Here is a 26,109-nt window from a genome sequence, read left to right on the forward strand (position 1 = left end):
GTATTGCTCACAAATGTCAATTCCCTCTCCCCAAGGCGGGGAGAGGGGAAACACGCTGTTATTATTCGATAGAGACGTTATCGAAGTGGTGTTTACCTAATGGATCGACCACGTAGCCTTTGACCTCTTTACGCACCGGCTCATAGACGGTGGAGTGAGCGACGATCAGCGCCGGCGCCTGGTCGTGCATCACAACCTGAGCCTGTTTGTACAGCTCAATACGCTTGTTGTGGTCGTCGGTAGCGCGAGCCGGTTGAATCAAGTCTTCAAACGGCTTGTAGCACCAGCGGGAGTAGTTAGAACCGTCTTTTGCCGCGGCGCAGCTAAACAGGGTCGCGAAGAAGTTATCCGGATCCCCGTTGTCGCCGGTCCAGCCCATCATTACGGTCTGGTGCTCGCCCGCTTTCGCGCGCTTGAGGTATTCACCCCACTCGAAGGTCACGATCTTGGCCTGGACGCCAACTTTAGCCCAGTCGGCCTGAATCATCTCAGCCATACGGCGCGCGTTCGGGTTATACGGACGCTGTACCGGCATCGCCCACAGGTCGATGGTAAAGCCTTTTTCCAGTCCCGCCTCTTTCAGCAGCGCTTTCGCTTTTTCTGGATCGTAGGTGTAGTCTTTAATGTCGTCGTTATAGCCCCACATGGTCGGCGGGATCAGGTTCTTCGCGGCCTGGCCGGCGCCCTGATAAACGGCTTTGATAATCGCTTCTTTGTTTACCGCGTAGGTCAGCGCCTGACGAACTTTGACATCATCCAGCGGCTTCTTCTCGGTGTTAAAAGAGAGGTAGCCGACGTTCAGACCCGGCTGTTCCAGCAGGGTGATATTTTTGTCTTCCTTCATGCGCGCGATGTCTGCCGGGTTCGGGTACGGCATGATCTGGCATTCATTTTTCTGCAGCTTAGCGTAGCGCACGGAAGCATCAGGGGTGATGGAGAAGACCAGGCGATCGATTTTCGGCTTAGTGCCCCAGTAACCCGGGAAGGCTTTATAGAGAATACGGGAGTCTTTTTGATACTGCAGCAGCTGGAACGGACCGGTACCGATTGGGTTGAGGTCCACTTTCTCCGGCGTACCGGCTTTCAGCATGTTATCGGTATACTCTTTTGACAGAATAGAGGCGAAGTCCATAGCGAGGTCGGCAAGGAACGGCGATTCCGGACGGGTCAGCACGAACTGGACGGTATTATCGTCCACTTTCTTCACTTCGCTAATCAGGTCTGGTAATCCCATGCCTTCAAAGTATTCATAGCTGCCGCCAGACACTTTGTGGTACGGGTTATTGGTATTTTTTTGTCTGTCGAATGAGAAAACGACGTCATCGGCGTTCAGCGTGCGGGTCGGTTTAAAATCTTTGTTATCCTGCCACTTCACGTCTTTACGCAGATGGAAAGTATAGGTTTTTCCGTCTTCACTAACTTCCCATTTCTCCGCCAGGCCCGGAATAACTTCCGTGGTGCCGGTTTTGAATTCTACCAGGCGGTTATAAATTGGCACTGAGCTGGCGTCATAGGTGGTACCAGAGGTGAAGAGCTGTGGGTTAAAGCCTTCCGGCGAACCTTCTGAACAATAAACCAGGGTCTTCGCTTGTACGCTTGCTGCGACGGTCATGGCAACCAGGCTCAGACCAAGCTTCAGCATCCCTGATTTCTTCAAGGAAATACTCATTATTCTGCTCCAAATGTGATGTTGTTTGCATATATCCGCCAGACCTTTATTTATTTTTATTCGTCATATTTCGAACTACGGATGCGTTGGCTGCGCTCGATCGCTCCAGTCACATAGCCATCTATGCTCCTGGGGATTCTCAAGCTTGCCGCCTTCCCGCAGCTCGAACTATTTAGAATATACCCGGTCCGGTCGGTGGTGCCCGAAAGCGTTGAGAGAGATGGGGATTCCTTTCGCAAAAACGACTGAGTTGCAGTACGGATTCTCCATGAAATGCCCCTCATGCCCTACAATCTGTCAACAGAATGGGGAAACGTCAATACAGCCAACCTGGTTTTACATCCGGGGTGAGAATCGGCAGGCAAAGATTAAAAAAAGTGCAATGCGCTATTTCCAGCAGAGAAATTTATGCTAGCGGCCAATAGACAGAATAAAGCCCTTTATATTTTTCAACAGGCAGTCATAAGCAATTCCAGGAAATGGTAAAAATTTCTTGCGATGTGACCAATATGTGAGCGATAAATAGCGTGAACGTTAAAACGCACAGCGGAAAATGCTGAAGTTATCCATAAGCTTCGCGAAAAAAGATCGGAGTATATATAAAAAAATACAATGGAAGATGTCACAAAACAGGGAATTGGCGGCAGGAAATGAGGATGGATGCGTTTTTTCACACTCTTAGCAGGCAGCGCCTTTTCCCCGAGGCGATGCTGCGCATCTGTCCGGGCTACCTGCCCGCAGACAATGCTGAACCTGTAGCCCGGGCAAGGCGTTTTGCGCCGCCCTCGGGAGCGGTGTGCGATGCGGCTAATTTCCCGGAGGCGATGCTGCATATCAGTAAAAGCTACAGATGCAAAAAAGCCTGCTCGTTGAGCAGGCTTTTGAATTTGGTCGGTGATAGAGGATTCGAACCTCCGACCCCTTCGTCCCGAACGAAGTGCGCTACCAGGCTGCGCCAATCACCGAATGCGGGCGCATCTTACTGCTGCGATACACACCCGTCAATGCCTTATTATGAAAAAGTCGCTCAAGCGGCGAGAAACTCGCCACTCCGCTACGGCTTTTTCGCCGCAGCGTCAGGAACGTGGCACCAGTTGTTATATTGGTTAATCCCGCCATCCGGCGAAGTATAGCCAAGACAGCCCATAATGGTGTCATACAGCTCTACGTGGCGGCGCGGCACCTTCATGGCTGCCTGCTGCTTCAGACGAGCAAAAGAGGCGGCATGATCGGGAGACGCCAGATACTTATCCGACATCCATACCATCATCGGCACGCGGAACTGCTCCGGCGGCGCCATCTTGCGAGGCGTACCGTGCAGGTGCTCGCGCTCATTAATGGACTCGCCGTGGTCGGCGGCATAGAAAACAATCGCTTTCTTATCCCGCAGCTGATCCAGCACGCTGACAATAAAGTGATCGACATAGGTCACGCTGTTATCATACGAGTTAATCAGCTCAGCCTTCGAACACTTATTATCGACGCCAACGCACTCCGGCTGCCACTGCGCAAAACTGCGCGGATAGCGCTGGGTATAGTTAAAGTGCGACCCTTTGGTATGCAGAATAATCAGATGCTTACCATTGGGATTCTTCGCCAGACCGCGCTTCATTTCGTCCACCAGCAGCATATCGTCAACGCTCTTGCCGCGGTTACTCGGCTCCGCGCCAATCTGCTCGCGATAGGCGATATTGTTCGCCATCGTGTTGCTGTAGAACCACATCTCGCTCTGCATGGCATACAGGTCGCCGGTAAAGCCAAGCTGATGCAGAACGGCAAAAACGTTCTGCTCTTTCAGCGTCCGCTGCGGATTATCATCCGCCCCGCCCTGACGGACGAACATACAGCGCAGGGACAGCTTAGTCGCGGTATCGCAGGAGTATCCGCGAAAAGCGACCAGGTTTTTCTCCTGCGCCAGCTTAGGCGTGGTATTACGGCTATAGCCCAGAATCCCCATATGATCCCAGCGGGTGGTTTCGCCGATGATAAACACCACGTAGGTATCGTCGAGCCCTTCGGGCGCCACGTAGGTAAATTTTTTCGCCGGATTAATCAGGGATTTAGTATCCGATGACTCATCAACCTGCGCCCACGCGTACAGCCCCAGCGCCGAAAGCCAGTTTGACGGCAGGTAGGAGTTAGCCACTACGCCGCCGTAGCTTGGCAGATCGACCTCTGAGCTCCGCTCGAAGTTCTTCTGACGGACCTCCAGCAAACGGATTGGCCCCCAGACCATCAATCCCGCCAGCAATACGATCGTAATATTCTTCATCCGCTGACCAGGGGTACGAATTTGCCGCAGCAGCGTGAAGCGGCAGCGGTTGCTCCAGATAAGCAGCAGCGGCAGCGCGCTCATCAGCACCAGCCAGAGGATCAGGTGCCAGCCGATCACCTCTCTGGATAAGTCGATGTCGGTGGTCATCACCGAGGCGATAATCCCGTAGCCGATCACCACGTTCAGGAAGGTCATGTAATAGCTGGCGGCAGCGGAGAATAGAACGACGATAGTCGCGAGGATACGCCAGACCCGGCGTCCGAACAGCGACAAAATACGCAGCAGAAAGAAGGTGACCAGGAAAGTCCCGACCAGTTCCACTGCCCCTGAGAGTCCTTTCCAGATGGTAAATTCCTGAGCGTACCCTTCGAAGCGGCGGAAGAGTACGGCAGCGTTCATAAACCAGCCGATGTACAGCGCCAGCCAGATACTGAGCTTCAGCTGCGTCATCGTTTTAATGTATTTCATGCAAAAAACCTGGAAAACGAAGAGATAAAACCGCCCGACTTAAGCAATATAAGTAAGCAGGTTAATAAAGTGCGTTTAGCTTGGTTATAAGAAACCTCTACAATGCGCGCTAAGTAGACCACAGCGGAAGGGAAAAGTATCAGGAGGGAATGTGATCCAACCAAACATTTACAAAACATTTGGTTGGATTGGCACTATTAGCTTAGGTGATTAATCATCGAGACCACGATAACGCCCGGTTTCAGGCATGCGCTTCGTGATAAATCTCACTTTTCGGCTGGCGGATGGTGGTCGATAGCGCCAGGGAGAGAATCAGCAGCGCAAAGATGACGCAGAAGGTCACGTAGAAACCGCCGAACAGGGACGCAATCAGGGAACCGCAAATGCTGCCGATACCAAAGCCGAGATAAATCACGCCGTAGTTTTTCGCCAGGTTATTGAGACCAAAGAATTCGCTGACCAGCGACGGGAAGACGGTAATCGTACCGCCGAAGTTAAAGGCCACGCAGGCAATGGCGGCGAAGAAAGTGGTGGCGTTCAGCGGAGCGAACAGCAGCGCCGCCATACCGATAAGCGAAACAACCTGCCCGATGGTAATCACTCGAATACGGGACATTTTATCAGACAGGATCCCCAGCACCAGGCGACCGCTAAGGTTAGCGATAGAGATCACCGTGACCGCGTTAGCTGCCGTCGCCACATCAAGGTGCACCATCCCCTGGGCAATATCTTTCGCCACGCCAATCACGTACAGGCCGCTCATGCAGGCGGTCAGGAACATTACCGCCAGCATCCAGTACTGTGGTTTACGCATCGATTCGGCAAGGGTGAAGTCGTTTTCGACGACGCCGTTGTTGGCGGTAGCGGTATGGTTCGGTGCGTCTTTCATCAGCGTCGCGCCGAACACAATCATCACCAGCACGATAGCGCCCCAGATAATAAAGGTTTTCTCAAGGCCGACCGTCGCCAGCAGATGGGAATCAATAAATTTAAAGCCCAGGCTGCCAAGCCCATAAGAACCGATGGAAAAGGCGGAGATCAGCCCCTTACGTTCCGGGAACCATTTGACGCAGTTTGACAGCGTGAGCAGATAGCCGGCGCCATCCGCCAGCCCCACCAGCAGGCCCGCGCTCAGCCACAGCATCATCAGGCTGTTTGAATGAGCGGTAAGGAAGAAACCGAGGCCCAGCAGAACGCCTGACGCCATGGTGACGCGTTTGACGCCAAAACGTTCCTGTAATTTACCCGCCACGGATGAGGAGAGCGCCAGACCAAGGCTTAGCAGGCCAAATGAGAATGCCACCTGGCTTACCGGTTCGTTCAGCTTGGCGGAAAGGGAACTATTGAACAAACTCCATGTATAAACCGATCCCAGCGCAAATTGCGTAATGATAGTGCCGAGCAGCGTGAGCCAGCGGGTGTATTGACGGTTTGCAGCGTTCATAGCAGTTGTCCTGAATAATTAACTGCCGCCACCATAACGAAGTCCCCTGTAAGCCTGGGGAAAAAAGGCATGAGCTGCCGCTACTGCGGAATGAAATGCATAAAAGACGGAATGAATGACATTGCAAAACATTCACGCCTTAAATATTTACTGCAAAGTTAGTGTCCACTATCGCTGCAAGATGCGTCAATGCTGTAACTGATACGTTAATAAATTAAATAAAACATGATACAAATAAATTAAAAATTGGCGCTCACGCCCATTAAATAGAGATAGTTTTCCCCGGAGGGCACATTATCCGCCTGCGATAGCGCCGCCCAGGCGGCTATATGGGGGTTAAGCGACATATCCGCGCCAAAGGTCACGTCCCGCCAGGCGCCATCCTGCGCGCGATTCGGCCCGCCAGAATCCGTCGTTAATCCCTGGTTATAGCTCACCTGCGCCCACGGATGTACGCCCCATAATTTCTGGTAATCGACCCGCCAGCCCAGCGTATTCACATAGCCGGCTCCGGCGGCATTTCGGCTAAGCAGCAGCGAAGTCAAATCGGTATGTAAACTGGCTACCGGACCGGACGTCATGCCCTCGAGCAGAGAGAAATTCCAGCCGACGCTCATCCCGCGGGCGCTATCTGCCGGGGAGACTGCCTTATTAAATGCCAGTCCTGAAGGATCGTCGGCCGCATTTATCCGCTCCGCGAGAATATCTTCATAGCGCGGTTGGTGATCGCTGTCCCATGTATAGCGTTCCGCTGTATTACTTTTTGTATCGATAGCGATATATTCCTGTTGCCAGGCATTCGCACCGGCAACACACGACGCCCAGACGGATACGCACGCCGGGACCAGGAATCCCCGGAGGCCATTGCATTTCTTTATTATCATTAATGCGACTCCAAAAAGAGCCGAAACGGCAAAGTTGCTGTGTTTTTTTATGGGGTGCCCTATTCCTGCTGTGGGAATAATAACCCTGTATTAACTATTATCTTTATCTTTCAGCCGTCAAGTTGAACGACTGATTTTTATGACAAAAGGGAGAGGCAGATGCAACGTTGCGGATGGGTCAGTCAGGATCCTTTATACATTGAGTATCACGATAGCGAGTGGGGCGTTGCGGAAAAGAATCCTCGTAAGCTGTTTGAGATGATTTGCCTTGAGGGCCAGCAGGCCGGACTATCGTGGATCACCGTGCTGAAAAAGCGTGAAAACTACCGCAACGCTTTTCACCAGTTTGACCCGGTTCGCGTCGCCGCTATGGGTGAAGAAGATATTGAACGTCTGCTTCTCGACGCCGGTATTATTCGCCACCGCGGTAAAATCCAGGCCATCATCGGCAACGCTCGCGCCTTCCTGGCAATGGAAGAAAATGGCGAACCTTTCGCAGATTTCGTCTGGTCGTTCGTCGACAATCAACCGCAGGTGACGACCGCCGCCACGCTGGCGGAGATCCCGACAACCACCCCCGCTTCTGACGCGCTATCGAAAGCGCTGAAAAAACGCGGCTTTAAGTTTGTCGGCTCCACTATCTGCTACTCCTTTATGCAGGCCTGCGGTCTGGTCAATGACCACGTCACCGGCTGTTTCTGTCGCACAGGAGGCCAGGATGATTCGTCACTGGGACGCTAGCGAAACCGGCCCGCTGCTTGAGCTGTGGCTGGAAAGTACGATCCACGCGCACCCGTTTATCGCCGAAAGCTACTGGCATGATAGCCTGGCGATAGTGCGCGACGTTTATCTGCCCGCCGCCCAAACCTGGGTCTGGGAACAGGATGGCATGCTGAAGGGCTTTATCAGCGTAATGGAATCCCGCTTCATCGGCGCGCTGTTCGTTGCGCCGGACGCCGTCAGACAGGGTATCGGCAGCGCGCTAATTAGCGAAGTCAAAAAACACTACGGCTGGCTCAGCCTCGAGGTATATCAGAAAAACGTTCAGGCGGTAAATTTCTACCATGCGCAAGGCTTCCGCATTGAAGACTGCGCATGGCAGGATGAAACCCAGCATCCAACCTGGATTATGCATTGGTCGGCGGATCAAATGCCGTCAGCGTAAGCTCGGGTCCGGTATATTTTTCCAGCCAGGCCAGCGCCGTATTTCCGGCGCAGCCGTTGCCCAGCCGCGAGGTGGGAATATCTTTGGTAAGCACGTTTACCGCACCGTTTTTGCAGATACCCGCCTGAGCGTCGAGATCCGGCCACGCCCCTTCATGCAGGCAGATAACCCCCGGACGGATACCCTCGGTTACCACTGCGCCGGCCAGCACCTGACCGCGTGAATTCCATACCCGCACCAGATCGCCATCGGCAATATTGCGCGCCTGCGCATCCTGCGGATGAAGGGTTAACGGTTCACGGCCCGCCACAGCGTACCGTTCACGCAGCGACGTCTGGTTGAGCTGGCTATGAAGGCGATGCGCCGGATGCGCGGAAAGCACCTGAAGCTGGCCTGCCTGCGCATTGCCGTGCCACTCGTCCGGCTCCAGCCACATAGGATGCGGCGGGCAATCCGCATAAGCAAACCCGGCGATGGTCGGCGAGTGAATTTCAATTTTTCCGCTGGCGGTTTTCAGCGGATTCGCCAGCGGATCGGCCCTGAAGGCGGCAAAGCGGGCGAAACGCGCGTTTTCAGGATTTTCCGGCATTTCAATCAACTGATTGTCCTGCCAGAACTGGGCGAACGGCGGCAGGGAAACCTGCTGCGCCGCCCCGCGCTGGGCGGCAATCTGGTAAAACGTCTCCAGCCACTGCAGATCGTTTTTACCCTCAGTGAAGCGCTCCCGCCCGCCCGCTTCCCAGCGCTCGCTGAGATCGGCGAAGACCTCGAAATCATCGCGCGCTTCATCGCGCGGCGCGACCACCCGCTTCATCGGCACCAGATGCTGGTTACTGTAATCGCCGGTCATCGTCATATCGTTGCGTTCAAATGAGGTTGTCGCAGGCAGGACGATATCGGCATGGCGCGCCGCCGCGGTCCAGAAGCATTCGGAAATCACCACCAGCTCCGGCTTTTGCCAGGCGCGGATCAGGCGATTGGTATCCTGATGATGGGTAAAGTTGGCGCCGCCCGCCCACCAGATAAAGCGGATATCCGGGAAGCGGCGTTCCATACCGTTATGTTGATAAGACGCCCCGGGGTTTTCCAGCGCTTCAACGATGCGCGCGACCGGGATTTTTTCCACTGCATCGGTACCGCCCGCCACGCTGCCCTGCATTGAGGCCAGCACCGCCGCGCGGCGCGTAGGGTTGCCGCCGTTGGCAAAGTGATAGGAGAGGCCAAAGCCTCCGCCCTCGGTGCCAATCTGGCCGAGCATGGCGGCAAGGGTCACCAGCATCCAGTGCTTTTGTTCGCCAAACTGCTGGCGCTGCATTCCCCAGCCGGACATTAACATGGTGGTGTTTTCGTGGAAAAGTTGTGCCAGTTCGCGAATTTTTTCCGCGCTAATGCCGCAGATCGCCGCCGCCCATTCCGCCGTTTTGGCCGTTCCGTCGCTCTCCCCGGTCAGATAGCGAGCGAAAACGTCATAGCCGCTGGTGCAGCGGGCCAAAAACGCGTCATCCTGCCAGCCGTTTTCCACCAGCGTATGGGCGATACCGAGCATCAGCGCCACGTCGGTGCCCATATGCGGGGCGATCCACTCCGCCGCGTCGCCAAAGAATTCCGCCGTTTCCGATCGCATTGGATCGATGCAGATCACCCGCTTCCCGCTCTGACGCAGACGATCGAACCACGGGATGCCCTGCTCATCGGAAGCGTTCCAGGCAATTTTTAGCGTATTTAATGGGTTAGCGCTCCACAGCACCACCACATCGCTATGTTCCAGCACCATTGGCCAGCTGGTCTGCTGCTGATAAACCTCATTACCGCCAACCACGTACGGCATGATCGCCTGCGCCGCGCCGGTGGAATAATCGCCCAGATGCCCGGTATAACCGCCCGCCAGGCTCATATAGCGCTGGAGCAGCGTCGCCGCTTTGTGCAGCACGCCGTTAGAACGCCAGCCGTAGGAACCCGCGAAGATGGCGCTCGGGCCATAGCTGTCGCGAATGCGTCGATGCTGAGCGTGAATCAGATCCAGCGCCTGCTCCCAGCTCACCCGCACAAACTCGTCCTGCCCGCGCACGCCTTGTGGGCTTTCTGGCGAGGCGAGGAAGCCCTTACGCACCATCGGGTAACGTACCCGAGTTTTGCTGTGCACCTGATCGCGCACGGCAGTTTGCAGGGAGTTGGCGAAAGGCGTATCAAGCGCTCCGCGCGACGAGATGACGTTTTCACCATCGGTTTCGACCAGTATGGGTCCCCAGTGGGCGGCGGTCAGAATAGTTTTGGTGGCAGATGAAGTTGGCAAAACGGACTCCTGGTCAGCGATAGCAGGTGTAGTGACGACAAGTTATTCAGCCGTTCAATGTTATTTACAAATTGAGATGCTCTCTGCGGAATTTTCTCCGGCTTCGGGCGTCATAATCAACCGTCACGGTCGCTGTGGCAAAGAATAAAAAGGATTAAGGAATTAAGATGAAAAAACGCGTACTCATGATTGCGGCTATCGTTAGCGGCGCACTGGTCATTTCTGGCTGTACCACCAACCCCTACACTGGCGAACGCGAAGCGGGTAAATCCGGGATCGGCGCGGGCATTGGTTCATTGGTCGGCGCAGGCGTCGGCGTGCTCTCCTCTTCCAAACATGACCGCGGCAAAGGCGCGCTGATTGGCGCAGCGGCCGGTGCAGCGCTGGGCGGCGGCATCGGTTACTACATGGACGTGCAGGAAGCGAAGCTGCGCGACAAAATGCAGGGAACCGGCGTAAGCGTAACGCGCAACGGTGACAATATCGTGCTGAATATGCCAAACAATGTGACCTTCGACAGCAGCAGCGCCAATCTCAAACCGGCAGGCGCCAATACCCTGACCGGGGTGGCAATGGTGCTCAAAGAGTATGAGAAAACCGCGGTTAACGTGGTTGGCTATACCGACAGTACCGGTAGCCAGGATCTGAATATGCGTCTTTCTCAGCAGCGCGCGGAGAGCGTCGCCAGCGCGCTTATCACCCAGGGCGTAGCGGCCAGTCGCATCCGCACGACCGGCATGGGTCCGGCGAACCCCATCGCCAGCAACAGCACGGCGGAAGGGAAAGCGCAGAACCGCCGCGTGGAAATTACCCTCAGCCCGCTGCAGTAACCTCTCCCTTTGTCCGGCGAATCGCCGGGCAAAATGCTTGATATAGCGGATTTTCGCGCTAAGGTGTGTGCAGATTTCAGCAAAGGAAGCCACCATGGCGAAAGCGGCGCGAGCAACCATTAGCGATGTGGCGAAAGCCGCAAAGACCGGCAAAACCAGCATTTCACGCTATCTGAACGGCGAGAAGCACCTGCTTTCCGACGATTTGCTGGGACGCATTGAAAAAGCCATTGCCGAGCTCGACTATCGTCCCAGCCTGATGGCCCGCGGCCTGAAGCATGGCCGCACCCGACTGATCGGCCTGATCATCGCCGATATTACCAATCCCTACTCCGTCAACGTGCTCAGCGGTATTGAAGCGGCCTGTCGTGAAAAGGGATTCACCCTACTGGTATGTAATACCAACAACGAGCTGGATCAGGAACTGCACTATCTCGACCTGCTGCGCAGCTACCAGGTCGAGGGGATTGTGGTCAACGCCGTCGGGATGCGTGAGGATGGCCTTAACCGCCTGCAGCAGTCGGCGCTGCCGATGGTGCTTATCGACCGCAAGATTCCGGAATTCGCCTGCGATGTCGTCGGCCTCGATAATACCCAGGCCGCCACCACGGCCACCGAACATCTGGTGGAGAAAGGCTTCGAAGCGCTGTTGTTCCTCAGCGAGCCCCTTGGCTCAGTCAATACCCGTCGCGAGCGCCTGAGCGCGTTTCGCCAGACGCTCCAGCGCCATACCGGCATCGTCGCGGAAAACGCCGAAGTGCCGTTGAACGATGGCGCGATGCTGGATAACGTCCTGCGTCATTTCCACTCCCACCATCGCGGCATGCGTAAGGCGGTAATTTCCGCCAACGGCGCGCTGACGCTGCAGGTGGCACGCTCCCTGAAACGCGTTGGCCTGATTTGGGGCAGCGATATCGGCCTGCTGGGCTTCGATGAACTGGAGTGGGCCGAGCTGGCGGGCGTGGGGATTACTACGCTCAAACAGCCGACCTGGCAGATTGGCTTCGCCGCCGTCGAGCAGGTGGTGCGCCGGATTGAAGGCAGCACCGACCCGGTCTGCGAAAGGGTATTTTCCGGAGAGCTGATCGTCAGAGGCTCAACCTCCCGCTAGCGATCCTTCGTGATGGCGATCATAAATCAGACATCCTGGCCTTTGCTTTGGAACCGATACCATCTAGCGTAATAAGCAACGCATCAGATAATCGTCGGGAGTATTGGGATGGCCAGAAAGATTATTGTCGTTACCGCCGCGTACGGGAATGACCACGTTAAAGCGCTGGGCGGACAGTCCGCCGTCCTGCCGTTTATCGCCGGTTCCGGCGCCGATGGCGTAGAGATCCGCCGCGAACTGTTCACCCCTGATGAACTGTCCCGCCTGGCGGAATTAGCGGCCGACATTGAGCGTCGCGGCCTGCTGGTCTGCTATTCCGCGCCGGAAGCCCTGTTTGCCGCAGACGGCTCGCTCAACCCGCGTCTTAGCGACTTTTTGCTGGAAGCGCAAACGCTCAACGCGCTGTGGCTGAAGCTCTCGCTGGGCCACTTTAGCCACCACGATGACCTCGAAGCCCTGCGCGAAATTCTGCAGGAGAGCGGGATGGCGCTGGTGGTGGAAAACGACCAAACCGACTGCGGCCAGCTGGCGCCGATGCAGCGCTTCAAAGCCGCCTGCCGGGTTAATCAGCTGCCGATCACCCTCACCTTTGATATGGGCAACTGGCTATGGGTCGGCGACTCGCCGGAAGAGGCTGCTCGCCACCTGGCCCCGGCCGTTAGCTATATTCATGTTAAGGCGGCTGAGCCGCACCATTCGCAGTTTCGCGCCGTGCCGCCGGATGAGGCCTCCGCACGCTGGCTGGCGCTGCTCAACAACCTGCCCGCCGATGCCCCGCGGGGGATCGAATTTCCGCTGACTGGCCATGACCTGACGGCCGTGACCCGCCGCTACGTCAAGCTGTTACGCGAGGATTAAGTTATGCAAAAACCATTAGATGTCATCACGATAGGCGAAGCGATGGCGATGTTTATCGCCACCGAAACCGGCAAGCTGGCCGATGTTGAACACTTTATGAAGCGCGTGGCGGGCGCGGAGCTGAACGTCGCGACCGGTCTGGCCCGCCTCGGCTTAAGCGTCGGCTGGGTAAGCCGCGTTGGCGCGGACAGCTTTGGCCGCTTCGTCCTCAATACGCTGGCGAAGGAGGGGATCGACGCCTACGGCGTGAGCACCGATAGCCGCTACGCTACCGGCTTTCAGCTGAAATCTAAAGTTGAAAATGGAACCGATCCCATCGTGGAATACTTCCGTAAAGGATCCGCCGCCAGCCATCTTTCGACGGACGACTTTAACGAATCGTACTTCGCCAGCGCCCGCCACCTGCACTTAAGCGGCGTGGCCGCCGCGCTGTCGGAAAGTTCATACGCCCTGCTGGACCGCGCGGCACGCACCATGAAGGCGCAGGGAAAAACCATTTCGTTCGACCCCAATCTGCGGCCGGTGCTGTGGAAAAGCGAAGCCGAAATGGTGGAGAAGCTTAACCAGCTTGCCTTCCAGGCCGACTGGGTTCTGCCGGGTTTAAAAGAAGGCATGATTCTGACCGGCCAGCAAACGCCGGAAGCTATTGCGGACTTTTATCTCCGCCACGGTGTTCGCGCGGTCATCATTAAAACCGGAACCGATGGCGCCTGGTATAAAACCGCCGACGGCGAACAGGGGGCCGTCGCGGCAATAAAAGTGGATAACGTCGTCGATACCGTCGGCGCGGGCGATGGTTTTGCCGTCGGGGTCATCAGCGCCCTGTTGGAAGGAAAACCGCTGCAGCAGGCGGTAAAACGTGGAAATAAAATTGGCTCCCTGGCCATTCAGGTTCAGGGCGATAGCGAAGGCTTACCCACGCGCGAGGCGCTGGGCGAGTAAACAGATTCAGCACAACGTCAGGCCGTTCTGTACCCTACATGCAGCGCGGCGTAACGAATCTTTTCTATGATGAGCGTCACCTCAATTACAGAGGCAAAACTATGAATAGTTCAACGAATGCAACAAAACGCTGGTGGTACATCATGCCTATCGTGTTTATCACGTATAGCCTGGCATACCTCGACCGCGCTAACTTCAGCTTCGCTTCGGCGGCCGGTATTACCGAAGACCTGGGGATCACCAAAGGTATCTCCTCCCTGCTGGGAGCGCTGTTCTTCCTCGGCTACTTCTTCTTTCAGATCCCCGGCGCGATTTACGCCGAACGCCGCAGCGTACGTAAACTGATTTTTATCTGTCTGATCCTTTGGGGTGCCTGCGCCTCGCTGACCGGGATGGTGCACAATATCCCCGCGCTGGCGGCGATTCGTTTTATTCTTGGGGTTGTCGAGGCTGCGGTCATGCCGGCGATGCTGATTTACATCAGCAACTGGTTTACGAAATCTGAACGCTCCCGCGCCAATACCTTCCTGATCCTCGGTAACCCGGTGACGGTGCTGTGGATGTCGGTCGTATCCGGCTATCTCATCCAGGCTTTCGGCTGGCGGGAAATGTTTATTATTGAAGGGGTTCCGGCGGTAATTTGGGCCTTCTGCTGGTGGGTGCTGGTAAAAGATAAACCGTCGCAGGTCAACTGGCTGGCGGAAAGTGAAAAAGCCGCGTTACAGGAGCAGCTGGAGCGTGAACAGCAGGGTATCAAACCGGTGCGCAACTACGGCGAAGCCTTCCGCTCGCGCAATGTTATCCTGCTGTGCATGCAGTATTTCGCCTGGAGCATCGGGGTTTACGGTTTCGTTCTGTGGCTGCCGTCCATTATCCGCAGCGGCGGCGAGAATATGGGCATGGTCGAAGTCGGCTGGCTCTCCTCGGTTCCCTATCTGGCGGCGACCATCGCGATGATCGTAGTCTCCTGGGCCTCTGATAAAATGCAGAACCGCAAGCTGTTTGTCTGGCCGCTGCTGCTGATTGCCGCCTTCGCCTTTATTGGTTCCTGGGCCGTTGGCGCCAACCATTTCTGGATCTCGTACACCCTGCTGGTGATTGCCGGCGCGGCGATGTACGCCCCCTACGGGCCGTTCTTCGCCATCATTCCTGAGATGCTGCCGCGCAACGTCGCCGGCGGCGCCATGGCGCTGATTAACAGCATGGGCGCGCTGGGTTCGTTCTTCGGTTCATGGTTTGTCGGTTACCTGAACGGCACTACCGGCAGCCCCGCAGCCTCGTACATTTTCATGGGAGTGGCGCTTTTCGTCTCGGTATGGCTTACTTTGATTGTTAAGCCTGCTAATAATCAAAAACTTCCGCTTGGCGCACGTCACGCCTGAAACCTTAACGCAACGGAGAACCGCATGAAGCCGTCAGTTATTCTCTACAAAACGCTTCCCGACGACCTGCAACAGCGTCTGGAACAACACTTTACCGTCACTCAGGTGAAAAACCTGCGTCCGGAGACCGTTTCGCAGCACGCCGACGCGTTCGCTGAAGCGGTTGGCCTGCTGGGTTCCAGCGAAAAAGTCGATACCGCGTTACTGGAGAAAATGCCCAAGCTTCGTGCGACCTCGACCATTTCCGTCGGTTACGATAACTTCGACGTCGATGCGCTGAATGCGCGTAAGGTGCTGCTGATGCACACCCCGACCGTGCTGACCGAAACCGTCGCCGATACCGTAATGGCCCTGGTACTGAGCACCGCGCGTCGGGTGGTTGAGGTGGCCAACCGCGTGAAGGCCGGGGAGTGGACCAAAAGCATCGGTCCGGACTGGTTTGGCAACGATGTGCATCATAAAACCCTCGGCATCGTGGGTATGGGGCGTATCGGGATGGCGCTCGCCCAGCGCGCCCACGCGGGCTTCGGTATGCCGATTCTCTACAATGCCCGCCGCCAGCACCCGCAGGCGGAAGAGCGCTTTAACGCCCGCTATTGCAATCTCGATACCCTGCTGCAGGAAGCGGATTTTGTCTGCCTGATCCTACCGCTGACCGACGAGACTTATCATCTGTTCGGCAAAGAACAGTTCGCCAAAATGAAGTCCAGCGCCATCTTTATTAACGCCGGGCGCGGCCCGGTAGTGGACGAAAAGGCGCTGATTGCCGCTCTGCAGGAAGGGGTTATTCACGCCGCCGGACTGGACGTTTTCGAACAAGAACCGCTGGAAAAAGACTCCCCGCTGCTGACTATGCCGAACGTTGTTGCCGTGCCGCATATTGGCTCCGCAACGCATGAAACCCGCTATAACATGGCGGCCTGCGCGGTGGATAACCTGATTGATGCTCTGAACGGTAAAGTGGAAAAGAACTGCGTGAATCCGCAGGTGAAGTGAGAAGGGGAAAAAGAAAACCCGGGCGAAGGTGAAGCCTTGCCCGGGCTATCAGAGCCGTTAACGGGTCGCGTTAACAGCTGCCGTCCACGCCTGGTTGAAGGCCTGGTGCTGAGCGGCCAGCGGGCCAATCAGCGTATTGTACTGGCTGGCCTGCTGCGAAGTCGGGAACTGAATACCGTTCGCCGCAAAGCTAACCTGGGATTCTTGCTGAGCAATAAAATCGCCTACCTGCACCAGCTGCTGGGTAAAGACCTGAGCGGCCGGAATAAGCGGCTGTAGCGCATTCGCCGGCGCGGTCACGACTTTATTATACACCTGGTCGAAGACCGGCTTGAGATCGTCCCCCTGCTTCAGCGCGCCGTGAGCGGCATCCGCCTGCATTTTTGCATTCTCCAGCTGCTGGCTCAGTACGCCGAGGGCGCCGTTTGCCTGACGCAGCGGCTCGCGCTGGGTGACATAATCCTGCGGTACGCGGATCGCGTTTACGCTATCCACCACCGGACGCAAACCCGCATCCATCGCCTGGCTTACCTGCTGTGAATAGCCATAAATCACCGCATAATCGGAAACGAAAGGCCCAAACTGTTTTTTCTGATCGGCGGTCAGCGTCGGCAGACGTTCGCCGCTACGCATTGCCGTATTTTGCAGGAAATCGATGAACGCTTTGCGCTGATCGCCTTCTTTATCAAAACACCCACTCAGGCTAACCACCATTAACAGGGCCGCAATAGCCGCAAACCAGCGAGAGCAGGACTTTCCTGTCGCCATTTTTTTACTCCTTTCAGCCAAAAAAAGCGCAAACAGACACACACGTGCCAGACGCTGACAAGGATAGTCCAGGTCGGCCTTGCAGGATACCTTTTCCTCACAATCTTCCTCCCTGAAAGCCGGCTTTTTAGCGTTTTAGCGGCCAGTCGCGTCGGCTGTTAAGTTCATCACAATTACCGCTATCATCCGGCATTCGAGCGAAACGCTTAACTATTTGATTTTAATATTATTAATCTATTCTCTCTTCTGCCCACGTCGCAAAGTGGACGATAATCGCACGCTTCCCTTTTCGCCTGCATTGCCTGAACCGCCGTTCGATGATTTTATTAAATGAGCGATTAACGGCTCTTTGTTCGATAATCGCACAAACAACATCAACGACCGCGAGGGAGATAACAATAATCGATACCCCAAGTAATTCGAGTTGCGGGACAAAGCGGTTAACCGTTTTGAACAGCGCTTGCGCTGGCACCGTAAGGGGCGAGGCCTTAAGCCGCGTAACGCGGCAAGTGAGAGAGTCCCAGGCGCTTACTGGTGTAAGTAACTGGGGTGAACGAGCGAAGCCAACGCACAGGCAACTTGAAGTATGACGGGTATATCTCTGTCCCCCGCTCTGCCTGCCAGGAATGCCGCATGAAGAAAACAACCATCGATATTCAGGCTTTTATCAATGAACATCCCTTCACGAAATACCAGTGGATGATTCTGGCCTTATGTTTTATCACCGTCGCGATGGACGGATTCGATACCGCGATAATCGGCTTTATCGCCTCTGACCTGGTGCAGGAATGGGGCGTCGAAAAATCGGCGTTAGGCCCGGTGATGAGCGCCGCCTTAGTCGGGCTCGCCGTCGGCGCGCTGACCGCCGGACCGCTCGCCGATCGCGTTGGGCGCAAAAAAGTTCTGATTTTGTCCATTGTGGTTTTCGGCGGCTTCAGCCTGCTGACCGCCTTTGCTACCAGCCTTAATCAGCTAACGCTGCTGCGTTTTCTCACCGGCCTTGGGCTGGGTGCCGCCATGCCGAACGCCGCGACACTGATGAGCGAATATGCCCCTGAGCGCCGCAGAGCGCTAATGGTCAATCTGATGTTCGTTGGCTTTCCAATGGGCTCCTCGCTGGGCGGTTTTCTCTCCGCCTGGATGATCCCCCATTACGGCTGGCAAAGCGTGCTGGTGCTCGGTGGCGTAATGCCGCTGCTGCTGGCGGTCGTTTTGATCTTTTTTCTACCGGAATCCGCGCGCTATATGGTGGTCAAACGCCAGCCTGCGCAGCGTATCGCCGCGATCCTGCGCCGCATTGCACCTGTTCCTGAGCAGGCGGAATTTGAGCTTCGCGAAGCGGGCCAGGTAAAAGAGAAATCGTCCATCGGCGTGATTTTTTCTCCGCGCTACGCCGTCGGCACCGTGATGCTTTGCCTGACCTACTTTATGGGCCTGCTGATTTTCTATTTACTGACCAGCTGGCTGCCGCTGCTCATCCGCGAAACCGGGGCGACGATGAGCCAGGCCTCCATTATCACCGCGCTGTTCCCGCTGGGTGGCGGCATTGGCGTACTCATTCTCGGCGCGCTGATGGATAAGCTCAATCCAAACAAAGTCGTGGCGGTAGGCTGGCTGCTGACGGGGGTCTTTGTTTGTCTGGTCGGTTTCTCAACCCATAACCTGCTGCTGATGGGGATTATGGTATTTATCGCCGGCAGCATTATGAACGGCGCGCAATCGTCGATGCCGGCGCTGGCTGCCGGCTTCTATCCCACTCAGGGACGCGCAACCGGCGTGGCCTGGATGCTGGGTATTGGCCGCTTTGGCGGCATTCTCGGGGCGTTTAGCGGCGCATTCCTGATGCAGGCCCAGCTCTCTTTCGAAACAATTTTCTCCCTGCTGGCTATCCCGGCATTTCTGTCGGCCATCGCCCTGCTGGTGAAATATAAGCTGGGTCAGCGGCAACCTGCGGCTGCGCCAGGCGAAGTGGAGAAGCTGCAAAAGGCGTAATACACCGGCCAGCGGGCGCGCGCTGGCCATTTCTGCTTTTCTTCTGACCTGTTTACAATAATTTGCTTAACTGCTCTCTCTATTACTTTTCAGCACCTTATAGCGTCTGCAACGGACCTGAAGAACCTCTGGTGATAAATAATTATCAGGGTAATCATTCCTGGGCTTTTTTTCCGACTATTCTTAAGAGGCTCTACATAATTCACCCTCCGCCGTATGAAAGAGAGGAGTCCTCAATGGAATATAAAGATCCTGCATTTGAACTGCTGAGCAACCTTGAACAAATTATTTTTAAAGATCAGGCTCAGGCGGCCTCCCTGACGCGTAAGCCCGCCGCATGCATTGAATTTGACCAGCTACGCAAAGGTACCGGGCTGAAAATAGATGATTTTGCCAACGCCATGGGCGTCAGCGTAGCAATGGTACAAGAGTGGGAGTCAAGACGCGTACGGCCTTCGCCCACGGAGCTTAAGCTGATGCGCCTGATACAGGCCAATCCGCAGCTTTCAAGACAGCTTATTGATTCATAATTTTAGCGTTTATAGGTTTCGGCTAGCGGTCCTGCTAAAGGACCGTTTTCAAGCCAACGAAAAAAAAGTTTGCTATCACGACGTGAAAATGCGTTAATGCTCGCAGGTTTGAAGTAAAGACCACAGAGCATTCGAATAGAGCAGTCCTTCAAAGGTTATCCGTTGATACCCCGGTAGTGAACTTTCCCTTTATCGCTTTAAATCTGTAGTCCAGACCGTAACGCCGCAAGGCTCATTTATTTTTTTAAAGGTAATTCACTATGTCCGGTAAAATGACTGGTATCGTAAAATGGTTCAACGCTGACAAAGGCTTTGGCTTCATCACTCCTGACGATGGTTCTAAAGACGTGTTCGTACACTTCTCTGCTATCCAGAACGATGGCTATAAATCTCTGGACGAAGGTCAGAAAGTTTCCTTCACCATCGAAAGCGGCGCTAAAGGCCCGGCAGCTGGCAACGTAACCAGCCTGTAAGCTTAAAAAGCTCAAAATTCTAAGTCCCTGCCATACGGCGGGGATTTTTTTTATTTGCAGCGTAGTTCACCGCCATCGTAAATGGCGGTTTTTCTTTTATAGCCTCTCAAAGCACCAGCCATCTTCCCGCCATGTCAGACTGTGGGTCAGCTTCAGCGCCTGCAAGAAAGCTTCATCATGCGAGACCACCAGCATCGCACCGGGAAACCGGGCCAGCGCTTTTTCAATCGCCTGAGTGGATGCCAAATCGAGATGATTCGTGGGCTCGTCCAGCAGCAGAAGCTGCGTGGCATCACGCCGCCAGAGTACGCAGGCCAGCGCCGCCTTCAGTCTCTCGCCTCCGCTCAGTGCCGATAGCGGCAGATCGACTTTATCCGCCCCCAGCTGTAGCTGCGCCAGCTGGCTACGCAACGCGCCTTCTTTTAAGGGCGTATCGCCGAGGTTCAGGTGCTTCATAACCGATAATGACAGGTCCAGCTGGGTCAGATGCTGGTCCAGATACGCCGCGTTAACCGATAAGCGGCAGCGTCCAGCGATCGGCAGCTCCAGACCCAGCAGCGTTTTCAGCAACGTGGTTTTACCGCAGCCGTTGGGACCACGCAGCGCCACCCGCATTGGCCCATCCATCCGCCAGCTCAGCGGTGCCAACATCGTATGCGCCAACCGCACCGCATCCAGTTCCAGCACCTGTTTTCCCGGGGCTATCCGGTTGCCAGGTAACGTAAACATCACCGGGCTCTCCTCTTCCACTCTCTCCCGCGCCTGTACTACCGCGTTGTTAAGGGCGCCATTTTGCTGTCGATGCTGGCGCTGCAGGCTGCCGGGACGTTCTTTTGCTGCGCCTTTCCAGGCAACCCGCTCGAATGACGCGATATTTAGCGTATCGACGGTGCGTAACGTTTGCGCGGAACGCCGCTGGCAGGCATCGTGCTCTTTGTGCATCCGCGCGCGGGTACGGCGCCGTTCAGCGACGGCATGATCCAACGCGGAGCGAGCCGCCTGCTGTTCCAGCTCACGCTGCTGCTGATAATCCGCATAGTTGCCGCCGTAGCGACGCAAAGTCGCAGGCGTCAGCTCAAGGATACGCGGCATGACCGCTAATAACTCCCGGTCATGGCTGGCAATTAGCGCCCCGCCGCGCCATTGTTTAAGCTGCTGATACAGCCACTCGCGTCCCGGACGGTCGAGATGGTTGGTGGGTTCATCAAGCAGAAGAAAATCGGCGCCGGACAGGAATGCCCCGCAAAGCTGCGCCTTCACTCTTTCACCGCCGCTCAGCGAAGAGGCGGGCCGTGCAGGAGAAAATGTACCTAAGCCAGCCGCAAGAAACGCCGTATCCAGACGATCCGGGAGATCCCAAAAACCATCAAGACGTTCAAGATCGTCACTTCGTCCCTCCCCTCGATCAAGGCGAGCGAGAGCAGCGAAAATGGACTCCAGGCCCAGCAATTCCGCCAGCGTCATCTCTGAAGCCCTATCCCGCAGCTGAGCAACGTAGCTCACGGAAACCATGCGATCGATGTGGCCGCTCGACGGCGTGTCATGGCCCGCCAGCAAGCGTAAAAGCCGGGTTTTACCGACGCCGTTGCGCCCGACAAGGCCACAAAGAGAGGAGTCCAGCGATAAATTCAGCGGACCAAAAAGGGTATCTCCTGTCGCAAAGTGACAGGTGACCTGATGCAAAATAAAAGAGGGGATCTGGGCACAATGAGCCATAAGCACTCCTGAATGAAATCAATACTTCCCCTGCTCGCCAATAGCGCTAAGCAAGGCATGAGATTCATCAGTCGTGTTTGTTCATTTGGCGCGTGCTCTCCAGTAAGACGAGGGATTCGTCGGGCCATAGGATAGCCACACCCTGATATGAATTTCAAGCCTGTTTTTTCACCGGATGGCAAAACGGTAAAAAAAAAGCCTCCTGAAAACAGGAGGCAAATTATTTATTTGATGAAAAAAACAGGGTGCCTTGAGAATGCTTCACGCCGTAAGAATGGCGGAGATCGCTCTCCGCCACCGTCTCTTACGTTTTAATCCCACAGGCTAAGAACGCCACCAGCTCAATATTCCCCTGTCTGATCTGTAATTCACACAGCGAATCACGCACCATCCAGGTAAATAATAAAATAGTGAAGCAAATCACTATTAAGCTAAACAACAGATACTTTTGCGGCATTCCTCGCCTCCCGTGTTGATTTTCAACAGGTAAGAGGCTACTCTTATGGTGTTCATGCATAGGGGAGCCTCACTTTGATTTATCATCAGGTGGGGCTTTTCTCTGTTTGTCTCCCGCTGAACGCCTGAGACAAACAGTCTCAAGCACCCGTCAGCATTCTACCGTAAATATCTGACCAGATTACGTTAGCATATTCCTAAAATAATTCCTGGCAATCAATGCAAATTAAATAAATATTATTCAGAGAATTATTAACGGTTCATTTATTTATATTCCATGCATAAAAAAACCTGCCCGCAGGCAGGTTTTTTATTATTACCCATTCACTTACTGCAGCAGGGAAATATCCGCTACCTGCAGGAACAGATCGCGCAGCTTGGACAGCAGCGTCAGTCGGTTTACGCGCACGTCCTGATCTTCTGCGTTCACCATCACGTTCTCAAAGAACTCATCCACCGGCTCGCGCAGGGACGCCAGCTCAATCAGCGCATCCTGGTAACGCCCTTCGGCGAAGTACGGCTGCAGCTTATCGCGCAGCACGACTAAATTGCCCGCCAGCTTGATCTCGGCCGCTTCTTTCAATACCGAAGCATGGACGATATCGTTCAGCGTAACGTCTGATTTCGCCAGAATGTTAGAAACACGCTTGTTGGCCGCCGCCAGCGCAGAGGACTCTTCGAGGGTACGGAAGTGGGAAACCGCCTTCATACGCGCATCGAAGTCTGCCGGACGGGTCGGACGACGCGCCAGTACCGCCTGAATCGTGTCGACGGTATAGCCTTCATCCTGATACCAGGCGCGGAAGCGCCCCAGCATGAAGTCGATAACATCATCAACGACGTTGCCGTTGGTCAGCTTATCGCCGTACAGACGCACCGCTTCTTCGGTGAGGGTCTGCAGGTCCAGATTGAGGTTCTTCTCAACGATAATACGCAGCACGCCCAGCGCGGCGCGGCGCAGCGCAAACGGGTCCTTATCGCCTTTCGGATGCTGACCGATGCCAAAGATACCCGCCAGGGTGTCCATCTTATCGGCAATCGCAACCGCGCAGGCTACCGGGTTAGACGGCAGGTCATCGCCAGCAAAGCGCGGCTGATACTGCTCGTTCAGGGCAACCGCAACGTCTTCCGCTTCGCCATCATGGCGCGCGTAGTGCATGCCCATCACGCCCTGCGTATCGGTGAACTCGAAGACCATGTTGGTCATCAGGTCGCACTTGGAGAGCAGGCCCGCGCGGGTGGCATGATTCACGTCAGCGCCAATCTGCTCGGCGATCCAGCCGGCCAGCGCCTGAATACGATCGGTCTTATCGCGCAGCGTACCCAGTTGCTGCTGGAACAGGACGGTTTGCAGACGCGGAAGGTTATCTTCCAGACGTTTTTTACGGTCAGTATTGAAGAAGAACTCAGCATCCGCCAGGCGCGGGCGAACCACTTTCTCGTTACCGGAGATAATCTGCTGCGGATCTTTCGACTCAATGTTGGCGACGAAGATGAAGTTCGGCAGCAGCTTGCCCGCGTTGTCGTAAACCGGGAAGTACTTCTGGTCGCCCTTCATGGTGTAAACCAGCGCTTCGGCAGGCACCGCAAGGAATTTCTCTTCGAACTTCGCGGTGAGGACTACCGGCCATTCCACCAGTGAAGTCACCTCTTCCAGCAGACTTTCGCTCAGATCGGCGTTGCCGCCAATTTTACGCGCTGCTTCTTCTGCATCGGCTTTAATTTTGGCTTTACGCTGTTCGTAATCGGCGATGACTTTACCGCGCTCCAGCAGGATCTGCGGATACTGATCGGCATTGTCGATAGTGAACTCAGCCTCGCCCATAAAGCGGTGGCCGCGAATAACGCGATCGGACTGGACGCCCAGAATAGTTGCCGGGATGACTTTGTCGCCCAGCAGCAGGGTCACGGTATGAACCGGACGCACGAAGTGGACGTCGGACGCGCCCCAGCGCATCAGTTTCGGGATCGGCAGCTTCGCCAACGAGGTTGCGATCATGTTTGGCAGCAGCGCTTCGGTGCTCTCGCCTTTCACGTGAGCACGATACAGCAGCCATTCGCCCTTATCGGTCGTCAGACGTTCCGCCTGATCGACGGTGATACCGCAGCCGCGCGCCCAGCCTTCGGCCGCTTTACTCGGGTGGCCGCTGGCGTCAAACGCCTGGGCAATCGCCGGACCGCGTTTTTCGACTTCGCGGTCTGCTTGCGCAGCCGCCAGATTCGCCACTTTCAGCGCCAGACGGCGCGGCGCGGCAAACCATTCAACTTTACCGTGCGCAAGGCCAGCGTTATCCAGCTCTGCGGTCACGTTCGCAGCAAAGGATTCAGCCAGGCTGCGCAGGGCTTTTGGTGGCAGTTCTTCAGTGCCGATTTCCACCAGGAAAGTTTTCTCAGACATGGCCGCCTCTTATTTATTCTTGTTGCACATCGGGAAGCCAAGGGCTTCACGGGAAGCATAGTAAGCTTCAGCCACTGCTTTGGTCAGGGTGCGAATGCGCAGGATATAGCGCTGACGCTCGGTGACGGAGATGGCTTTACGCGCGTCCAGCAGGTTAAAGCTATGGGCGGCTTTCAGAATGCGCTCGTAGGCAGGCAGCGGCAGCGGGTTTTCCAGCGCCAGCAGCTGCTGGGCTTCTTTCTCGTACTGCTCGAAGCAGGAGAACAGGAAGTCCACGTCAGCGTATTCGAAGTTATAGGTGGATTGCTCCACTTCGTTCTGATGGAACACGTCGCCGTAGGTCGTTTTCCCCAGCGGGCCATCGCTCCAGACCAGATCGTAAACGCTGTCGACACCCTGGATATACATCGCCAGACGTTCCAGACCGTAGGTGATCTCGCCGGTAACCGGCTTACACTCCAGACCGCCCACCTGCTGGAAGTAGGTGAACTGCGTGACTTCCATACCGTTCAGCCACACTTCCCAACCCAGACCCCAGGCGCCCAGCGTCGGGTTTTCCCAGTTGTCTTCGACGAAGCGAATGTCGTGGATGGTCGGGTCCATACCCAGCTCTTTCAGCGAGCCAAGGTAGAGCTCCTGGATGTTCTCCGGGGAGGGTTTTATCACTACCTGGAACTGATAGTAGTGCTGTAAGCGGTTCGGGTTTTCACCGTAACGGCCATCGGTCGGGCGACGAGACGGCTGCACGTAGGCGGTCGCCATCGGCTCTGGACCCAATGCGCGTAAGCAGGTCATCGGGTGAGAGGTGCCTGCGCCGACTTCCATGTCCAGTGGTTGAACAATGGTGCAGCCCTGGCGAGCCCAGTAATCCTGTAAGGTCAGGATCAGGCCCTGGAAGGTCCTGGTATCAAACTTTTGCATATGATTTCGTGCTGGATACGTGTGGATTTAAAGGAAGGAGCCAGTATACCCGCTGGCTGCGAGATATACAGTACGAAACGGGGTTGTTTAGGGAAAATTGCGGAAATTAGCGCCAGCGCGGCCGTAGTTAGCGCATCGAAAGATGTAAAAACTGCCCGTCCGGGTCAAAAGAACAGATAAAGCGTTCATTCCGCGCAGTCTTGCCCGAAAGCTCGAAGCTGCCCTGGAACTGCTCGAAATGGCTGACGTCCACCTGGCGCACGCCTGTATTATAACGGACGGCGGCATTATCCTTGCAAAGCTGCTCCATATTGAGGGTGGTCTGCGGCGTTATCCGCGCTTTCTGCGCCTTCTGCGTAGGCTGAGGCGGCGTTGCGCTGCAGCCCGCCAGCAGACACAGCAGTAGTCCAGAAAACGCATATTTCATCACCATTTGTTCTCGACCGCCTTGTTAGTAAATTGTTATCGTGCAGCTTACGTAAAATAACCGGCTCATTGTGCGAATTGGGCCACACCTCGACAAGTCTATGGCGAAAAA

General features: G+C 55.5%; 22 protein-coding genes and 1 tRNA gene. 11 read left to right on the top strand and 12 right to left on the bottom strand.

Going from position 1 to position 26,109, the window contains the following annotated elements; all coding sequences use genetic code 11:
- Positions 1 to 61: 61 nt before the first annotated feature.
- From dppA to ACSIPU_RS14445, 5 genes are all read right to left on the bottom strand, one after another.
- On the bottom strand, positions 62 to 1,669 hold the full coding sequence (gene dppA, locus ACSIPU_RS14425) for a dipeptide ABC transporter periplasmic-binding protein DppA (protein WP_196557642.1): 1,608 nt from the start codon (positions 1,667 to 1,669) through the stop codon (positions 62 to 64).
- A gap of 888 nt (positions 1,670 to 2,557) precedes the next feature.
- Positions 2,558 to 2,634 (bottom strand) — tRNA-Pro (locus ACSIPU_RS14430).
- Between the two features lie 89 nt (positions 2,635 to 2,723).
- On the bottom strand, positions 2,724 to 4,412 hold the full coding sequence (eptB, locus tag ACSIPU_RS14435) for a kdo(2)-lipid A phosphoethanolamine 7''-transferase (RefSeq protein ID WP_004116305.1): 1,689 nt from the start codon (positions 4,410 to 4,412) through the stop codon (positions 2,724 to 2,726).
- A 241-nt stretch (positions 4,413 to 4,653) separates the two neighbouring features.
- A complete protein-coding gene (locus tag ACSIPU_RS14440) occupies positions 4,654 to 5,856 on the bottom strand; it encodes an L-lactate MFS transporter (RefSeq protein WP_004116308.1) in 1,203 nt (400 codons plus the stop codon).
- A gap of 239 nt (positions 5,857 to 6,095) precedes the next feature.
- Entirely contained in the window at positions 6,096 to 6,740 is a 645-nt protein-coding gene (locus tag ACSIPU_RS14445; protein ID WP_032729117.1) for a hypothetical protein, read from the bottom strand.
- 159 nt (positions 6,741 to 6,899) lie between these two features.
- Here ACSIPU_RS14445 and tag point away from each other — a divergent pair, with 159 nt between their 5' ends.
- A complete protein-coding gene (tag, locus tag ACSIPU_RS14450) occupies positions 6,900 to 7,481 on the top strand; it encodes a DNA-3-methyladenine glycosylase I (RefSeq protein WP_004116312.1) in 582 nt (193 codons plus the stop codon).
- On the top strand, positions 7,459 to 7,905 hold the full coding sequence (locus tag ACSIPU_RS14455; protein ID WP_004106753.1) for an N-acetyltransferase: 447 nt from the start codon (positions 7,459 to 7,461) through the stop codon (positions 7,903 to 7,905). The genes tag and ACSIPU_RS14455 overlap by 23 nt, the downstream gene beginning before the upstream one ends.
- On the opposite strand, the gene ACSIPU_RS14460 is transcribed toward ACSIPU_RS14455, so the two are convergent.
- Positions 7,868 to 10,198 (bottom strand): molybdopterin guanine dinucleotide-containing S/N-oxide reductase, encoded by a 2,331-nt coding sequence (locus ACSIPU_RS14460; protein WP_004106755.1) that lies wholly within the window; start codon positions 10,196 to 10,198, stop codon positions 7,868 to 7,870. The two genes, ACSIPU_RS14455 and ACSIPU_RS14460, sit on opposite strands and share 38 nt — an antisense overlap.
- A gap of 167 nt (positions 10,199 to 10,365) precedes the next feature.
- On the opposite strand from ACSIPU_RS14460, the gene ACSIPU_RS14465 reads away from it, so the two are divergent.
- The 6 genes from ACSIPU_RS14465 (at position 10,366) to ghrB (ending at position 16,317) form a co-directional block, all read left to right on the top strand.
- Positions 10,366 to 11,028 (top strand): OmpA family lipoprotein, encoded by a 663-nt coding sequence (locus ACSIPU_RS14465; protein ID WP_004106757.1) that lies wholly within the window; start codon positions 10,366 to 10,368, stop codon positions 11,026 to 11,028.
- A 94-nt stretch (positions 11,029 to 11,122) separates the two neighbouring features.
- Complete coding sequence (locus ACSIPU_RS14470; RefSeq protein WP_004106759.1) at positions 11,123 to 12,139, top strand: LacI family DNA-binding transcriptional regulator; 1,017 nt, start codon at positions 11,123 to 11,125, stop codon at positions 12,137 to 12,139.
- Positions 12,140 to 12,247: 108 nt separating this feature from the next.
- Entirely contained in the window at positions 12,248 to 12,997 is a 750-nt protein-coding gene (locus ACSIPU_RS14475) for a sugar phosphate isomerase/epimerase family protein (RefSeq protein ID WP_004116325.1), read from the top strand.
- 3 nt (positions 12,998 to 13,000) lie between these two features.
- Positions 13,001 to 13,939, top strand: coding sequence for a sugar kinase (locus ACSIPU_RS14480; protein WP_196557640.1), 939 nt, complete (start codon positions 13,001 to 13,003; stop codon positions 13,937 to 13,939).
- A gap of 101 nt (positions 13,940 to 14,040) precedes the next feature.
- Positions 14,041 to 15,321 carry an MFS transporter gene (locus ACSIPU_RS14485; protein ID WP_004106766.1) on the top strand — a complete coding sequence of 427 codons (1,281 nt, stop codon included), beginning with the start codon at positions 14,041 to 14,043 and terminating at the stop codon, positions 15,319 to 15,321.
- Between the two features lie 24 nt (positions 15,322 to 15,345).
- Entirely contained in the window at positions 15,346 to 16,317 is a 972-nt protein-coding gene (gene ghrB / locus ACSIPU_RS14490) for a glyoxylate/hydroxypyruvate reductase GhrB (protein ID WP_032729123.1), read from the top strand.
- A 57-nt stretch (positions 16,318 to 16,374) separates the two neighbouring features.
- On the opposite strand, the gene ACSIPU_RS14495 is transcribed toward ghrB, so the two are convergent.
- Positions 16,375 to 17,085, bottom strand: coding sequence for a DUF3053 domain-containing protein (locus tag ACSIPU_RS14495; protein WP_004106769.1), 711 nt, complete (start codon positions 17,083 to 17,085; stop codon positions 16,375 to 16,377).
- Between the two features lie 633 nt (positions 17,086 to 17,718).
- Between ACSIPU_RS14495 and ACSIPU_RS14500 the strand changes: the two genes are divergently transcribed.
- The 3 genes from ACSIPU_RS14500 to cspE all read left to right on the top strand — a co-directional run bounded on the left by ACSIPU_RS14500 (position 17,719) and on the right by cspE (position 20,080).
- Positions 17,719 to 19,077: an MFS transporter gene (locus ACSIPU_RS14500; protein WP_004106772.1), complete on the top strand. Its 1,359-nt coding sequence runs from the start codon at positions 17,719 to 17,721 to the stop codon at positions 19,075 to 19,077.
- A 236-nt stretch (positions 19,078 to 19,313) separates the two neighbouring features.
- Complete coding sequence (locus ACSIPU_RS14505; RefSeq protein ID WP_004106774.1) at positions 19,314 to 19,607, top strand: HTH-type transcriptional regulator; 294 nt, start codon at positions 19,314 to 19,316, stop codon at positions 19,605 to 19,607.
- Between the two features lie 260 nt (positions 19,608 to 19,867).
- The gene (cspE, locus tag ACSIPU_RS14510) at positions 19,868 to 20,080 is read left to right on the top strand and encodes a transcription antiterminator/RNA stability regulator CspE (RefSeq protein ID WP_000014594.1); all 213 of its coding nucleotides are present in this window, start codon (positions 19,868 to 19,870) and stop codon (positions 20,078 to 20,080) included.
- A gap of 96 nt (positions 20,081 to 20,176) precedes the next feature.
- Here cspE and ACSIPU_RS14515 read toward each other — a convergent pair whose 3' ends face one another.
- The 5 genes from ACSIPU_RS14515 to ACSIPU_RS14535 all read right to left on the bottom strand — a co-directional run bounded on the left by ACSIPU_RS14515 (position 20,177) and on the right by ACSIPU_RS14535 (position 26,004).
- Complete coding sequence (locus ACSIPU_RS14515; protein ID WP_049593699.1) at positions 20,177 to 21,796, bottom strand: ATP-binding cassette domain-containing protein; 1,620 nt, start codon at positions 21,794 to 21,796, stop codon at positions 20,177 to 20,179.
- 304 nt (positions 21,797 to 22,100) lie between these two features.
- A complete protein-coding gene (hokA, locus tag ACSIPU_RS14520; RefSeq protein WP_047720531.1) occupies positions 22,101 to 22,253 on the bottom strand; it encodes a type I toxin-antitoxin system toxin HokA in 153 nt (50 codons plus the stop codon).
- Between the two features lie 327 nt (positions 22,254 to 22,580).
- On the bottom strand, positions 22,581 to 24,650 hold the full coding sequence (glyS, locus tag ACSIPU_RS14525) for a glycine--tRNA ligase subunit beta (protein ID WP_004106780.1): 2,070 nt from the start codon (positions 24,648 to 24,650) through the stop codon (positions 22,581 to 22,583).
- A 9-nt stretch (positions 24,651 to 24,659) separates the two neighbouring features.
- Positions 24,660 to 25,571 (bottom strand): glycine--tRNA ligase subunit alpha, encoded by a 912-nt coding sequence (gene glyQ, locus ACSIPU_RS14530; protein WP_004106786.1) that lies wholly within the window; start codon positions 25,569 to 25,571, stop codon positions 24,660 to 24,662.
- Positions 25,572 to 25,698: 127 nt separating this feature from the next.
- Positions 25,699 to 26,004, bottom strand: a complete 306-nt coding sequence (locus tag ACSIPU_RS14535) for a YsaB family lipoprotein (protein WP_004116342.1) — start codon at positions 26,002 to 26,004, stop codon at positions 25,699 to 25,701.
- Between the last annotated feature and the right edge of the window lie 105 nt (positions 26,005 to 26,109).

The sequence above is a fragment of the Klebsiella sp. HN106 genome, from assembly GCF_051209435.1.
GTDB lineage: Bacteria > Pseudomonadota > Gammaproteobacteria > Enterobacterales > Enterobacteriaceae > Klebsiella > Klebsiella oxytoca.